General features: G+C 48.1%; 12 protein-coding genes. 11 read left to right on the top strand and 1 reads right to left on the bottom strand.

The features are described from left to right. The first annotated feature begins 212 nt into the window (after window positions 1-212). The 11 genes from xdhA to LJ740_RS03090 all read left to right on the top strand — a co-directional run bounded on the left by xdhA (window position 213) and on the right by LJ740_RS03090 (window position 13697). Window positions 213-1658, top strand: a complete 1446-nt coding sequence (gene xdhA, locus LJ740_RS03040; RefSeq protein WP_229527580.1) for a xanthine dehydrogenase small subunit — start codon at window positions 213-215, stop codon at window positions 1656-1658. After that, window positions 1651-4005 carry a xanthine dehydrogenase molybdopterin binding subunit gene (xdhB, locus tag LJ740_RS03045; RefSeq protein WP_229527581.1) on the top strand — a complete coding sequence of 785 codons (2355 nt, stop codon included), beginning with the start codon at window positions 1651-1653 and terminating at the stop codon, window positions 4003-4005. Before xdhA ends, xdhB begins: the two co-directional genes overlap by 8 nt. Further along, window positions 4002-4832, top strand: coding sequence for a xanthine dehydrogenase accessory protein XdhC (gene xdhC, locus LJ740_RS03050; protein ID WP_229527582.1), 831 nt, complete (start codon window positions 4002-4004; stop codon window positions 4830-4832). The genes xdhB and xdhC overlap by 4 nt, the downstream gene beginning before the upstream one ends. Then, a complete protein-coding gene (uraD, locus tag LJ740_RS03055) occupies window positions 4829-5347 on the top strand; it encodes a 2-oxo-4-hydroxy-4-carboxy-5-ureidoimidazoline decarboxylase (protein ID WP_229527583.1) in 519 nt (172 codons plus the stop codon). Before xdhC ends, uraD begins: the two co-directional genes overlap by 4 nt. Further along, the gene (uraH, locus tag LJ740_RS03060) at window positions 5344-5667 is read left to right on the top strand and encodes a hydroxyisourate hydrolase (RefSeq protein ID WP_229527584.1); all 324 of its coding nucleotides are present in this window, start codon (window positions 5344-5346) and stop codon (window positions 5665-5667) included. Before uraD ends, uraH begins: the two co-directional genes overlap by 4 nt. A gap of 27 nt (window positions 5668-5694) precedes the next feature. Next, on the top strand, window positions 5695-6984 hold the full coding sequence (guaD, locus tag LJ740_RS03065; RefSeq protein WP_229527585.1) for a guanine deaminase: 1290 nt from the start codon (window positions 5695-5697) through the stop codon (window positions 6982-6984). 84 nt (window positions 6985-7068) lie between these two features. Beyond that, entirely contained in the window at window positions 7069-8265 is a 1197-nt protein-coding gene (locus tag LJ740_RS03070) for a urate hydroxylase PuuD (RefSeq protein ID WP_229527586.1), read from the top strand. Window positions 8266-8372: 107 nt separating this feature from the next. Next, window positions 8373-9437, top strand: coding sequence for an efflux RND transporter periplasmic adaptor subunit (locus LJ740_RS03075; protein WP_229527587.1), 1065 nt, complete (start codon window positions 8373-8375; stop codon window positions 9435-9437). Continuing rightward, entirely contained in the window at window positions 9437-12544 is a 3108-nt protein-coding gene (locus LJ740_RS03080; RefSeq protein WP_229527588.1) for an efflux RND transporter permease subunit, read from the top strand. The genes LJ740_RS03075 and LJ740_RS03080 overlap by 1 nt, the downstream gene beginning before the upstream one ends. Before the next feature lie 30 nt (window positions 12545-12574). Continuing rightward, window positions 12575-13030 (top strand): hypothetical protein, encoded by a 456-nt coding sequence (locus tag LJ740_RS03085; RefSeq protein ID WP_229527589.1) that lies wholly within the window; start codon window positions 12575-12577, stop codon window positions 13028-13030. A gap of 4 nt (window positions 13031-13034) precedes the next feature. Next, complete coding sequence (locus tag LJ740_RS03090) at window positions 13035-13697, top strand: lysoplasmalogenase (RefSeq protein WP_229527590.1); 663 nt, start codon at window positions 13035-13037, stop codon at window positions 13695-13697. On the opposite strand, the gene LJ740_RS03095 is transcribed toward LJ740_RS03090, so the two are convergent. Next, window positions 13669-14640, bottom strand: a complete 972-nt coding sequence (locus tag LJ740_RS03095) for an aldo/keto reductase (protein WP_229528031.1) — start codon at window positions 14638-14640, stop codon at window positions 13669-13671. The two genes, LJ740_RS03090 and LJ740_RS03095, sit on opposite strands and share 29 nt — an antisense overlap. Window positions 14641-14643 lie beyond the last annotated feature (3 nt).

Here is a 14643-nt window from a genome sequence, read left to right on the forward strand (position 1 = left end):
TGCAAACAATATATATTAATCTTCGCAGAAAGCGCCATACTATAACAGGTACTACAGTTAATTTAGGCTATAACAAAAAGGCATTGTCTGACTTTAGTTAGCGCCTGGCGTTTATTCAGACAACCCAATTGTTCACTTGCAACCCTGTTGAAATACCAATATATTGACCAAACGGTCAAGTTTTGCAATATATTTTAACCCGGAGGCACCTGATGATCAGCTTCTTGCTGAATAATGAACCCATCCATATTAGCAATATTGATAACAATTGCACGGTTTTGGAATGGCTCAGAGAAGATAAGAAACTGTCTGGCAGCAAAGAAGGCTGTGGTTCTGGTGATTGTGGTGCCTGCACGGTTGTATTAGCAGAGATCAATAAATCCGACGATGGTCTGAATTACAAAGCCATCAACAGTTGCATTACGTTTATGTCGGCGCTGGACGGTAAACAGCTTCTCACCGTCGAACACCTGGAAGAGCAATCACAATTACACCCGGTACAACAGGCCATGGTGGATAAGCATGGCTCACAATGTGGTTTTTGTACTCCGGGATTCGTCATGTCTATGTTTGCCCTGTATAAAGACAGAAGCAAAGGCAGCAACGATGATTTAAACAGAGATAACATTGAACACGCCCTGTCAGGCAATCTTTGTCGTTGTACCGGATACCGCCCTATCATCGATGCAACATTACAGGCTTGCGATCAGCCTGCCCCCGATAAATTTTCCAAAACAGAGTCCGATGTCGTTCAGTCTCTGAAGGCTTTGCCCGACAATCAAGGAGTCGACGGACTGCATCTACCCAAAAGCCGCACTGAACTAGCTGCGCTAATCAACAAATATCCTGATGCACGACTGGTGGCTGGCAGCACCGACCTGGCGCTGGAAGTGACACAAATGTACAAAATCTTGCCGCAGTTGATCAGCACACGTTATGTCCCTGAACTTAATAGCCTGACAATAGATAACAAACATTTAGTTATTGGTGCCGCTGTCACCTACAGCCAGTTACAAGACACTTTGTTAAATGAATACCCTGAACTCAATGAACTACTCACCCGACTTGGCTCTTTGCCTATCCGCAATCAGGGAACACTGGGAGGCAATGTCGCCAATGCCTCGCCAATTGGTGATATGCCGCCGGTCTTATTGGCATTAGATGCCACCCTGACCTTAGACGACGGCGAGCAAAGCAGAAGCTTGCCGGTGCAGGATTTCTTTTTAGATTACAAAAAAACGGCCCTTCGCTCCGGAGAATGGCTGCGCGATATTCGTATTCCCGCAAAAGTGAATGCTAGTTTTTTAAGCGCTTACAAGATATCCAAACGTATCGAAGATGATATCTCAGCGGTATGTGCCGTCTTTAATCTGCAGGTGGAAAATGGCGTTGTCAGTAACCTGCGCACCGGATTTGGTGGCGTTGCGGCCATTCCTTCTCGTTGCGCTGCACTGGAGACAGCCATCACCGGAGAAACCTGGAACAGAGAAACCATGCTAAAAGGCAAAGCCATATTAGCCAATGCTTTCAATCCAATTGATGATGTCAGAGCCACAGCGCAATACCGCAAGGATATGCTGGTTAATTTGTGGCAGCGCTTTTGGCTGGAGTCTCAGAACCACAACCACACGGAATTGAGGGTGTTGCAACATGCGTAAATTAATAGACAACAACACGACACCCGGTTTCAGCACTAAATCAGTCGGCACCAGTAAAAAGCACGAAAGTGCTGACCGCCATGTAACTGGTAAAGCCAGATACATCGACGATATGCCAGAGCCCGCAGGCCTAATGCACGCCGCGGTGGCAATGAGCGACACCGCCAGGGGCATCATTCGCACCAAAGATGTCAGTGCAATTAAAGCGTTTCCCGGCGTTGTGGACGTTATCACAGCAGAAGACGTACCTGGTCATCTGGATATTGCTCCGGTGTTCGAGGGCGACCCGATGCTGGCGCACCAACAGATTTTATTTCATCGTCAGCCCTGGTGTGCATTGTTATCCACCTCCACCAATATTGCCCGAAAAGCGGCTGGTTTAGGAAAATTAGAAGTCGACGCCGAAAAACCGGATTTAGATATCCATCAGGCTCACCAGAAGCAAAACTTCGTCCGCCCGACGCACCAAATGAAGCAAGGGGATTTTGAAAAAAGCAGTGCTTCGGCGGCCATTACCGTAAGCGGTGAGGTCAAAATTGGCGGTCAGGAACACATGTATCTGGAAGGACAGGTTGCGCTGGCCATTCCCGAGGAAGAAGACCGAATAAGCATTTACACTTCCTCACAACATCCCAGTGAGGTTCAAAAACTGGTTGCCGAAGTGCTAAATATCAAACTGCACAAGGTTACTGTTGATATGCGCCGCATGGGGGGGGGATTTGGCGGTAAAGAGACTCAGGCTGCGCAATGGGCCTGCATTGCAGCCTTGCTAGCCGTACGCAACCGCTGCCCGGTCAAATTGCGGGTTCCTCGCATGCAGGACATGATGCTGACCGGTAAACGCCATCCATTCCAGAACAGCTTTACGGTGGCCACCGATGAGCAAGGGGTAATTCAGGCCACGCAGGCAAATATCAATGGGCTGTGTGGCCATTCAGCAGATTTGTCTGAAGCCATTGTCGACAGAGCCATGTTTCATTGTGACAACGCCTATTACCTCGGTGCAGCTGACATTGTGGGCTACCGCTGTCGCACCGATACCGTATCTCACACTGCGTTTCGCGGCTTTGGTGGGCCGCAAGGCATGGTATTAGCTGAAGCCATGATTGAGGCTATCGCCCGGAAAACCGGAGAAGATCCCCTCACTATACGACAGCGCAACTTGTATGGTGGTGCTGGGCGCGATACGACTCAATACGGCATGAAGATTGAGCATAACAACTTGCCGGATCTTATCCAGCGACTGACTGAATCATCAGAATACTGGCAACGCAGAGAAAGCATTAAGCAATTTAATCAGCAAAATACCGTTCTCAAGAAAGGCCTGTCGCTGACACCCGTCAAGTTCGGTATTTCCTTTACCGCAAAGCACCTGAATCAGGCGGGTGCATTGGTACATGTTTATACTGATGGCAGCGTTCAGGTAAATCACGGTGGCACCGAAATGGGCCAGGGCCTGCACACAAAAATCCAACAAATTGCCGCCAATGAATTTGGTCTGGATATTGAGCATATCGAAGTCACCGCCACCCGCACGGACAAAGTACCTAATACCTCGCCTACTGCTGCTTCCAGCGGCACCGACATCAATGGCAAGGCCGTGCAAAATGCCTGTTTAACAATAAAACAACGTCTGGCGGATTTCTGGGCCGAGCAAAATCAGGGAAACAGCGACGCGGTTACATTCAAAGATGGTGTGGTTAGCCTGGATAAGGCGCAAATCCCCTTTGCCGATTTGGTGCAACTGGCTTACATGAATCGGGTTTCTTTGTCCTCTACCGGTTTTTATAAAACCCCTAAAATTCACTATGACCGCACCACCGGAACCGGCCGCCCATTTTTCTACTTTGCCAATGGCGCTTCGGTTTCAGAGGTAACTCTGGATACCTTAACCGGTGAATATCGGGTTGACCGGGTTGATATTCTGCATGATGTCGGCACCAGCTTAAATCCGGCCATTGATATTGGCCAGATTGAAGGCGGGTTCATTCAGGGTATGGGCTGGCTGACTACCGAAGAATTGTTGTGGGACGACAACGGCAGATTGCTCAGCAATAATCCGGCAACCTATAAAATTCCGGCCATTGGGGATACGCCCAGGGAATTCAATGTAGAGCTATATCCTTACCCCAACGAAGAAGACAGTATCTATCACTCCAAGGCTGTGGGTGAACCTCCCCTCATGTTGGCCATGAGTGTCTGGTGTGCACTTAAAGATGCCATTTCCAGCCTGACTGACTACAAAGAAGATCCGAAGCTGGATCCGCCTGCCACGCCAGAAAAAGTGTTAAAGGCTATTCAGGCATTGCCTGCTGACAGCCTCACTGTAGAGGTGTTAAGCCGATGAAGATCAGCAACTGGATGCAGGCCATCAGCTATTGTCAGGAGAAACAGCACCCCTTTGTGTTGGCCACAGTCATAGAACACAAAGGCTCGGTACCACGAGACAGTGGCGCCAAGATGGTGATCACTCAGGACCAGACTTTTGACACTATCGGCGGTGGCAACCTGGAATACATGGTTACGCGTAGCGCTCAGACCATGCTACTGGCAAACAATACGGCGATAAAAGTCGAAGAGTACCCCTTATCAGCTAAGCTGGCCCAGTGCTGTGGTGGTTTTGCCAAGGTATTACTGGAAAGCCATCAGATCCAGACACAACAAATCGCCGTATTTGGCTCAGGCCATGTTGCTAATGAATTGCTGCCTATCCTGCAGCGCTTGCCAGTAAGAATACATTGGATTGATGAACGTTCTGATTTATTCCCGGCAACAATGCAAGCCAACGTCAATATCATCGCCACTGATTGCCCTGTCAGCGAATTAAAGTTACTACCAGCAAATACGCTTGTTCTGATCATGACCCACAATCATCAGCTGGATTTCGATTTGGTTAAAACGGCACTCAAGCGAGATGATATTCAATATGTAGGCATGATAGGCTCGCAAACCAAAGCCAAACGATTTCGCTACAAATTAAAACAACGAGAGCTGAGCGATGTCCAAATAAACAAGCTGGTGAGCCCGGTAGGTGAACTCTCGGTGCCGGGAAAAACCCCCATTGAAGTGGCCATTTCCATGGCGGCCCAAATCACCCAGTTGTTGCATCAATCGAAACAGCAAAGCACGGATACTGACACAGAAGAATACATTCAGGAGGACACTCACGCGTGACCTTACAGCAACTCAATCAGCTCAATATTGACGATTGCATTAACTGGTTTGAACAAACCTGTGCGGCGCAAAACTGGTGTCAAAAAATGACACAAGCCCGTCCCTTTTTAGGTTTATCTGAATTACAAACCAAAGCGGAATTCTTTTGGCAACAATGTAGTCACCAGGACTACCTGCAAGCCTTTGAAGCCCACCCTATGATTGGCGATGTCAACAGCCTGCGAGAAAAATACGCCAGTACGAAAGGCATAGCCAGTAGTGAACAATCCGGCGCCCAAAGTGCCAGTGAAGAAACCTTGCAGTCGCTACACCGGCTAAATCAGCAATATCTGGAAAAACATGGTTTTATCTTTATCGTGTTTGCGACGGGGAAAAGTGCCGGGGAAATGTTACAAATACTGGAAGAGCGGCTGCCCAATGATACCGAAACTGAAATTCAATTAGCGGCTGCCGAACAACTTAAAATTACCCTGCTTCGAATTAACAAACAATTGCAAATGGAAGGCTTAGTATGATCACGTTATCCAGCCATGTTTTAGATACCACCAAAGGGCGACCTGCAGCAGAAATGGCCTTAATTTTAACCTCGCCAGATGGGACACAGCATCAGGGGGTAACCGATAGCGATGGTCGCTGTAAAGATTGGGGCATAGCGCACTACGAGGCCGGGATTTATTGTTTGCGCTTTATGTGTAAGGAATACCTGGACAGTTACGCCCCGGACAGCCTGTACCCGTTTGTCGATATCCATTTTGAAATGACAGAAAGTGGCGGCCATTACCACATTCCCCTGTTGATCTCGCCCTTCGGTTTTAGTAGTTACCGCGGCAGTTAAGTAAAAAATTCAGAGAATAAGTTAATTATGAGTATCAAGTTAATCACCGGTCATATTGTCCACTTCCCAAACAGCACAGAATCGCCGCAACAGGATGTAGTGGAAATCAAACAAGGTGCGTTAGCCATTGATGGTGAAAAAATCCTGACAACGGATACGGCTGCGCAGTTAACACAACGCTATCCCGATGCGGAAGTGATAGATTACGGCAACAAACTGGTGGTACCCGGTTTTATCGATACCCACCTGCACTTTCCACAAACAGAAATGATTGCCAGTTTCGGGGAGCAGCTAATTGACTGGCTGAACAAATATACCTTTCCCACAGAGCGCCAATTTGAAGATCCGGCCTATAGCCGAAAGATTGCCGATTTTTTCCTGAACCAATTGTGGCGCAACGGCACCACCACGGCTGCCGTATGGGCAACTGTTCATAAAAACTCGGCAGAACAATTATTTAGTGCGGCTTACGAGCGCAATATGCAGATATTAACCGGCAAAGTATGCATGGACCGCCATTGCCCAGACTACTTGCAGGATACCCCTGAGTCAGCGCAACAGGACTCTGCTGATCTCATTGCCACCTGGCATAACAAAGGCCGTCTGAAATATGCCATAACGCCAAGATTCGCCCCCACCAGTACCGAAAAACAAATGGCCATGATGGGTGAGCTGATGTCCAGTTACAAAGACGTCTATTTGCAAACTCACCTGAGTGAAAATCAACAGGAAATTGCCTGGGTAAAAGAGCTGTATCCCAACAGTAAACACTATCTGGACGTGTATGACAGCTACCAAATGGTGACAGAGCGCTCTTTGTTCGGTCACTGCATACATTTGGAAGATGACGAATGGCGACTGATGTCAGAAAAAGGGGCGATTGTCTCCTTCTGCCCCACGTCAAACCTGTTTTTGGGTAGCGGATTATACAATCTCAATAAAGCCAAAGCGTTTAACGTTAAAACGACTCTGGCCACAGATGTAGGTGGTGGCGACAGTTTTAGTATGTTGCGCACATTGGGCGAAGCCTACAAGGTATTTCAGTTACAAAACATCACCATGGATTCGTTGTCAGGCCTGTACATGATGACCAGAGGTGCAGCAGATGCCCTGAAGTTACCTGATATCGGGGATTTTAACGCCGGTACATTTGCTGATTTTACCGTGTTAGATCCGCATTTTAATGAGCTATCTTCGTTGCGTTTACAGGACTCTGACGATGCAGAAGATATTTTATTCGCGCTGAGTATGCTGGCCGACGAACGTGCCACCGTCGCTACCTGGATTGCAGGTAATCCTGTATGGCAGGCACAATAATAAAAACTAAAACGGAATAGCCTTTAGTGAAGGCAAACTACAAATAACAGGGATAGCTAAAAACAATAAGTTAAGGGGACTTTTATGTGGGCTGACTGGGTTGCGTTATTTATTCGCTGGTTTCATGTCATTGCAGGCATCGCCTGGATAGGCGCGTCCTTTTATTTTATCTGGTTGGATAACAATCTTCGCCAGCCGCCACAATGGAAAAAAGACAAAGGCATTAAAGGTGATCTTTGGGCTGTGCATGGTGGTGGCTTTTACGAAGTCGCCAAATACGAATACGGCCCGGAGCAAATCCCCAAAACCCTGCATTGGTTTAAATGGGAAGCCTACGCCACCTGGTTGAGTGGCATGTTGCTGTTGATATGGATGTATTATCTGGGCGCCGAAGCCTACCTGATTGACCCGGGTGTTAAAGCCATGGAGGCCTCCACAGCCATCAGCCTGGGCCTGGGGTTTATCTTTGGCGGTTTGTTTATTTACGAAATTGCCTGTCGCAGCCCGCTGGCAAAATCTGCCGGACTTTTTGCGGTATTTTTAGTATTGTTTTTAAGTTTATCGGCCTGGCTGGCTACTCAGTGGTTTAGCGGTCGCGGTGCCTACATTCACGTTGGCGCCCTGATAGGCACGATAATGGCCGGTAACGTGTTTTTTACCATCATTCCATCGCAGCGAAAACTGGTCCAGGCGGTAACAGATAAAGAGCCCATTGATCCGCAATGGGGTGCCGGTGCCAAGCTGCGCTCAGTACATAATAACTATCTCACACTGCCCATTATCTTTTTAATGATCTCAAACCACTACCCTATGACCTACCAGCACCCACAAAGTTGGTTGGTACTAGTGGCTATAGCTGCGGTATCAGCCTGGATAAGGCACTTTTTCAATCTGCGCCACATAGGCATAGTCCGGCCTTCAATTTTGATTACCGGCGCAATAGGTATGTTATTTATCGCCATTTGGGTATCAAAACCTCAAACCACACCGGTGCAAACTTCAGTGGAATCAGCCCCCACAATTCCGGTAAATCAGGACATAATGGCCTTAATGCAAAAACATTGTAGCAATTGTCACAGCGAGACACCCAGCGACGATATCTTTGTGGTTGCGCCACTGGGATTAAAGCTGGACAACTGGTCACAGGTTATTCAATGGGCTCCACGAATCCACCACCGGGTATCTGTGACCAAAGACATGCCTTTTTTGAATAAAACAGAGATGACTGAAGAGGAACGCCAGAAAATTACCGACTGGTATCATGAGGCCATCAGGAAATAGCCACCCGGTCAGCATGTTGTAAATTTACGTAAATATACTGTACATCGCCACACTGATCCTTACACTGTTAGCCTGCGTAAATGCTAATTTGATAAGGATGAGTTTGGATGACATCGAAGCTGGTTTTCAGTGTGGTTATAGCTGCGGCTTTTTTCTTCAACGCAATGGTCAGCGCGCAATCCGGTAATGGACCTGAACGGGCAGCGAACATCATTGCCCAACCACTGCAATTTCAACCTCTCAAATCAGCAATAGACACCATTGGTACGGCGGAGGCTCAACGCTCGGTCAGTATCTACCCTGCCACATCCGACATTGTCACTGAGGTATTATTTCAGCCTGGTGACTTTGTACAGTCCGGTCAGGTATTAATAAAACTCGATGATCGACGGCAGGTAATCGCAGTTGAGCGCGCCAAAATTGAACTCGCTGACAGAGAGCGTACACTTACCCGACTGAAAGAAAGCAAAACCCGGGGCGCTGCCACACAAAGCGATGTCGATGATGCCATCACAGAACGTGATTTGGCAAAAGTTCAGTTACAGTCAGCTGCAGCGGATCTTGAAGACAGAACGGTAAACGCACCATTTTCCGGCTACCTTGGTTTGACCGATGTGGAACCAGGTGATCGAATCAACACCAATACCTTAATCACCACCATCGATGACCGTTCCAACCTCTATATCAATTTTTCTGCGCCCGAATCCGCGCTGACAATTCTTAACAATGAGGCCATTGTGACGCTATCGCCCTGGAATAATCGCGGTAATGAAATAACGGCTGAGATAGCGCAAATTGATTCACGCATCAATATCCAGGACCGGACACTCAAAGTGCGGGCGATTCTGGATAACCAACATGATGTTTATCGTCCTGGATTGAGTTTCAAAGTCACCTTGCAGCTTGATGGTGAACCCTATCCTGTGATCCCGGAAGCCGCACTTTCCTGGGGAGCAACCGGTGCCTACGTATGGATAGTTCGGGAAGGAAAAGCAAACCGCGAGCGGGTTAATATTGTGCAACGCCTGCGTGGCAATATACTGGTCGAAGGCCAACTACAACGTGGCGAATCGCTGGTTATTGAAGGAATTCAGCAACTCAGAGAAGGTCAGGCGGTGCAGGCTTTTAGCAATACCGGTAAGAAACAACTAACCAGTGTGGAGCCCGGCTAATGTCTGAGCTACATACCAGTCACAAAGAAGATCTCCCGTCTTTATCAATTCGACGTCCGGTACTGATCATAGTACTGAATCTGTTGATCATTATTGCCGGTTTGTCGGCCATTCTGGGTCTGGAAGTGCGGGAATTACCCGATGTAGACCGCCCGGTTGTGTCAATTCGCGCCTCCTACCCCGGGGGTGCCCCCGAAACCGTGGACACCGAAGTTACCAGTCGGCTGGAAGGCGCTGCTGCCAGAGTCAGTGGTGTAAAAAGTATCAGAGCGCAAAGTGAAGAAGGCTTTGCCAGGGTTGTCATAGAATTCAGACCCGGTATCAATATAGAAGATGCCGCCAACGAAACGCGGGAGGCTATCAGTCAGGTGCAACGGCAACTGCCTGATGAAGTTGAGCGACTTGCCATCGTGAAAGCCGATAATGATGCCGGTGCCGTGGTAAGCCTGACGCTGTCCAGCGATAGTATTGAAATGGAATCGCTCACCGAGATGGTGGAAACGGATATTGCACCGCTGTTTTTGTCTATACCAGGGGTGGCGGATATTCGCATCAATGGTGAACGGGAAAAGGTGTTAAGAGTCACCGTCGATCCTATTCGCCTGGCCAGTTTTGCCCTGTCCTTTTCCGACGTCGCCAGCGCCTTGCGTACAGCGCCATTTGACGTCCCGGCAGGCAGCCTGCGTTCTACAGATCAGCAGGTAATTGTGCGAGCTGATGCCACCTCTATAACCGCCAGCGAAGTAGAGAACATCCTGATATCAGGGAATACCCGTGTTGGGGACGTTGCCAATGTGTACTTCGGTCCTGCCGACGCTAACAGTTTTGTACGCCTCAACGGCAAGCCCGTCATCGGGTTAGAAATATTGCGCCAGGCTGGCGCTAACACCATCGAGATATCTGATCAAACTCAGGCGATGGTTGAAGAATTACGACACCGATTTCCGTCCTTAGAAATACACATCACCGATGATGACGCCCAGTTTATTCGCGGTTCCATTGAGGAGGTGTTAACCTCTCTTTCCTTCACTATTGCCTTAGTAGTTTTTACCCTCTGGCTGTTTTTGGGTTCTTTCAGAGCCACAATTATCCCTGCGCTTTCTATTCCGGTATCACTTATCGGGTCACTTGCGGTTATGTGGATGCTGGGCTTTTCCATCAACATACTTACCTTACTTGCCTTAGTGCTGGCAACAGGTCTGATTGTTGATGACGCCATTGTAGTATCGGAAAACATTCAGCGCAGAAAATCACTGGGGTTGGCCAGCAAGGCAGCGGCAGTTATAGGTAGCCGGGAAGTGTTTTTCGCCGTGGTCGCCACCACCGCAGTGTTAGTGGCCGTATTTGTACCTATCGCCTTCTTACCTTCCACAGCGGGGCGACTGTTCAGAGAATTCGGCGGTGTGTTGTCAGCTTCAGTGATCATTTCCTCGTTTGTTGCGCTAACGCTGGTGCCTGCCTTTAAGGCCAAAATACCCACAGGCAACAATAAGACCATGTTCTCCGGTTTTGGCAATGCCTGTTTAACAGGCTATAAAACCGCATTGGGCTGGTGCTTAACCCGCGGTTTTGTGGTGTTGTTATTGAGTGTTGTGGCAGCCGGGGGCGCTGTCGCCATCTATGACTCAGTGAAAAAAGAACTGCTTCCACCCGAAGACCGGGGCAATGTCCGTATTTTCGCCCGGGGACCTGATGGTGTGGGTATCGCGTTTATGGACCGACAAGCTGAAAAGATGGAAGACACTTTGCTACCTTATATGCAAGATGGCAACATCGAAACCATCAAGACGGTGGTCGGTCAGTGGGACCCCAATATTGTCTACATTACGGTCAATCTCAAAGACTGGGAGCAGCGCAGTAAATCACAGCAAGATATCATCGCCGAAATAAGACCTGAATTGAACAAGATTCCAGGCGCACCGGGGCGAGCATTTGGTCCCAACTCTCTAAACCTTAGGGGACAGGGAGGCGGTTTAGAATTTGCGATCACCGGCAATGATTATGACGAAATATACGATGTCGCACAGGATTTCAGTAAAGCATTGGAAAACCGTTTTCCACAAATGGGGCGGGCCGAAATATCCTATCAACCTACTCAACCACAAATGCGGGTGCATATCGATCGTCGTAGAGCAGAAGAGTTGGGGGTGCCCTTTTCTGATATTACCAACACGCTCAGATCTGCCATTGGTGGCTACGATCTGGGTAATCTCAATGTCGGTGATCAGGCTATTCCGATTATGTTGCAGTCCACCTATAAGGACATTGCAGATCCAGCCGATTTAACAAACCTGTATGTGGGCTCAGGTAATGGCAGTTTGGTACCACTTTCCAGTATTGCCTACATCACTGAAGAAGGCGTTGCCGCAGAGTTAGAGCGTCATGCCCAGCGACGGGCCATTGAAGTAGATGTGGACTTGCCTGACAGTATTTCCATGGAAGAAGCCGTTACCGGCCTGCGAGAACTAGCACAAGATGTGTTACCGGATGGCTTTGGCCTGGTGTTTTTGGGCGAAGCACTGACCTTCAGAGAAACCGATCAACAGGTTAACATCACCTACCTGGTAGCCTTTATCATAGTACTTCTGGTTTTAGCCGCGCAGTTCGAAAGCTTTAACAGTGCGCTGGTTGTCATGATCACTGTGCCTTTCGGTATCGCAGCGGCTATTTACGCTGTATTTTTAACCGGCACTTCCATCAATGTCTATTCCCAGATTGGTCTGGTGATGCTGATTGGCCTGTTGGCAAAAAACTCCATCCTGCTGGTGGAGTTCGCTGATCAACTCAGAGACCAGGGACATTCAGTAAAAGACGCGATATTAAAAGCCGGTGAAGTGCGTCTGCGCCCAATTATGATGACCTTAATGTCTACGATTCTGGGAGGTATCCCCTTAATCGTCTCCAGTGGCGCCGGTGCAGAGGCCCGAAACGCTATTGGCTGGGTAGTGTTTGGCGGACTGGGTTTAGCGGTGGTATTTACCCTGTTTCTCACACCTGTTTTATATTTTTGGCTTGCCCGATTCGTTAAACCCCGCAAAGACAACGCTAAACAACTGGAAACAGAGCTGCAATCCGCCGGAGAAAAACTGCAACAGCACAACCAATAGGTCCCTTACAGTTTAAAGCCTTAAAAGACAATGAAAAAAGAAAATGAACTCAGCAAGCGTACATTGGCAGTTAGCTTGCTGCTGGTAGTAGCCATTGTGGCAGCGGGCACAGCGATAGCTCATATGTCCTGTATATATTTAGGGCCTCAGTGCTTTGAGGCCCAGTATGCTCCGATGGAAATCGTCGAATCTGCCCGACAAGGAACACTGCTGGCTCCGCTTGGCACCATTTTTGTTTCCGCACTATTTTTAGCAGTTACAGCGTATGCACTGTCAGCCGCGGGGTTTATTCGCGTGCTTCCGCTGTTAAAAGCCGCGATAATCACAATTTCCTCGCTATGTGTTATCAGAGGCATCTTGCCAATACAGTTAAAAATACGCCATCCAGAATTGGTAGATCTGAGTAACTTATTGATTGGACTCACCTGGCTGCTTTGCGGTATTTTCTTATACCTTGGCTATCGGATGATGAATCACAAAAAATAAAATCATGAATAAGCTTTACGTCTCACTATTTTTTATCATTGCTGTTATATATACGCTCAGCAGCCCTCTGGCACCCTACCCCCTGAGTCCTCTGGTAAAGGTATTCCCAATCGTTGTTTTAGCCTTAGTGGCTTACCAGCAGCTCCCTGCGGGGCATCGTACTTATCCCTTGTTGGCATTGACATTTAGCGGTTTAGGCGATGTATTACTGGCAATGCAGTTTGAACAGAATTTTATGGCGGGCCTGAGTGCTTTTCTGATCGCTCATGTCTTTTACATCATTTGCTTTGCGCGATTTGTCGACGATGTGCAAATTTACAAAGCCCGGTTTAGACATCTGGCGGCGCTGGCTATGTTGATCTACTCCTGGTTTATGGCCCAGTGGGTGATGCCGGAAGAAGTTGTTTTGAGATATGCGGTTATTGTGTACGTTGGCGTTATCAGTTTTATGTGTATCAGCGCTATCTTTTCGGCACAAACGTCCCATCGTCTTCATTTGTACGGCGCCCTGATTTTTGCCGTCTCAGATAGCCTGATAGCCTGGAATGCCTTTCGGCACCCCATCCCTTTCGCAACGGTCTGGATCATGGCCAGTTATTATCTGGCTCAATACCTGATCATCGTTGGAATTATACGTCTTACGGCATACGCTCGCCACGAGATGTAACGTAAAGCTGATACCACTGCTCACGGCTTAATTGCACCTTAGTGGCTTGTGCACAGGCCTGGATGCGTTGTGGGTTTGTCGTACCTATGATTGGCTGAATATTTGCCGGATGACGCATTAACCAGGCAAGCACGATAGCTTCTTTAGATACGTTAAATTCTGCCGCCATCATAGCCACCAGGTTCGCGGTAGCAATCACATTTTCAGGCTGACCATCGAGATTGCGCCCCGAAAACAATCCTTGTGCAAGACATCCCCAGGCCTGTATTTGCACATTATTGCTGCGGCAATACTCAACAATACCCGGTGAAAAGTGATTCGTTGTACCGGATGACATACCCGCGTTTACACTTTCATTTAACCAGTCCAGATTGCGCAGACTCATTTCTAACTGATTGGCGACCAGGGGTTGTTGCAAACCAGATTGCAAATATGCCATTTGATAATCATGCATATTAGAAACGCCGAAGTGCTTAACTTTGCCCTGTTCGATAAGCTGATTGAACGCTTCTGCAACATCATCCAATTCCATCAGAGGATCTGGGCGATGTAGCAGCAATATATCCAGTTGCTCGATATTTAGTCGCGCTAAAATACCCTCCACTGACTGTGTTATCCAGGATTTTGAAAAGTCATAGCGCGCCGGGCCTTTGTCGTCATCAAATTTAATGCCACACTTACTTTGGATCACGAATTGTTCACGCAATTCCGGACGCTGTTTAAGCACTTCGCCAAACACCGCTTCGGCTTTGCCCAATGTATAAATATCAGCGTGATCGATAAAATTGATGTTGCCTTCCAGTGCGGCATCTAAAGCTTGGTGCAATTCCGTAATATGTGCAGGTGTAAACGGCTCTGCACTCCAGTCACCGCCAAATCCCATACAACCTAGCCCAATCGAACTCACCGATGGAAAATAATTTGATAACGGAATAGATTTCATCAT

Source organism: Planctobacterium marinum, assembly GCF_020687805.1.
Classification (GTDB): Bacteria; Pseudomonadota; Gammaproteobacteria; order Enterobacterales; family Alteromonadaceae; genus Planctobacterium; species Planctobacterium marinum.

What these genes read in the sequence shown, in the direction of transcription:
- xdhA (WP_229527580.1), top strand. Translation starts at nt 213, where the DNA reads ATGATCAGCTTCTTGCTGAATAATGAACCCATCCATATTAGCAATATT.
- xdhB (WP_229527581.1), top strand. Translation starts at nt 1,651, where the DNA reads ATGCGTAAATTAATAGACAACAACACGACACCCGGTTTCAGCACTAAA.
- xdhC (WP_229527582.1), top strand. Translation starts at nt 4,002, where the DNA reads ATGAAGATCAGCAACTGGATGCAGGCCATCAGCTATTGTCAGGAGAAA.
- uraH (WP_229527584.1), top strand. Translation starts at nt 5,344, where the DNA reads ATGATCACGTTATCCAGCCATGTTTTAGATACCACCAAAGGGCGACCT.
- guaD (WP_229527585.1), top strand. Translation starts at nt 5,695, where the DNA reads ATGAGTATCAAGTTAATCACCGGTCATATTGTCCACTTCCCAAACAGC.
- LJ740_RS03070 (WP_229527586.1), top strand. Translation starts at nt 7,069, where the DNA reads ATGTGGGCTGACTGGGTTGCGTTATTTATTCGCTGGTTTCATGTCATT.
- LJ740_RS03075 (WP_229527587.1), top strand. Translation starts at nt 8,373, where the DNA reads ATGACATCGAAGCTGGTTTTCAGTGTGGTTATAGCTGCGGCTTTTTTC.
- LJ740_RS03080 (WP_229527588.1), top strand. Translation starts at nt 9,437, where the DNA reads ATGTCTGAGCTACATACCAGTCACAAAGAAGATCTCCCGTCTTTATCA.
- LJ740_RS03085 (WP_229527589.1), top strand. Translation starts at nt 12,575, where the DNA reads ATGAAAAAAGAAAATGAACTCAGCAAGCGTACATTGGCAGTTAGCTTG.
- LJ740_RS03090 (WP_229527590.1), top strand. Translation starts at nt 13,035, where the DNA reads ATGAATAAGCTTTACGTCTCACTATTTTTTATCATTGCTGTTATATAT.
- LJ740_RS03095 (WP_229528031.1), bottom strand. Translation starts at nt 14,640, where the DNA reads ATGAAATCTATTCCGTTATCAAATTATTTTCCATCGGTGAGTTCGATT.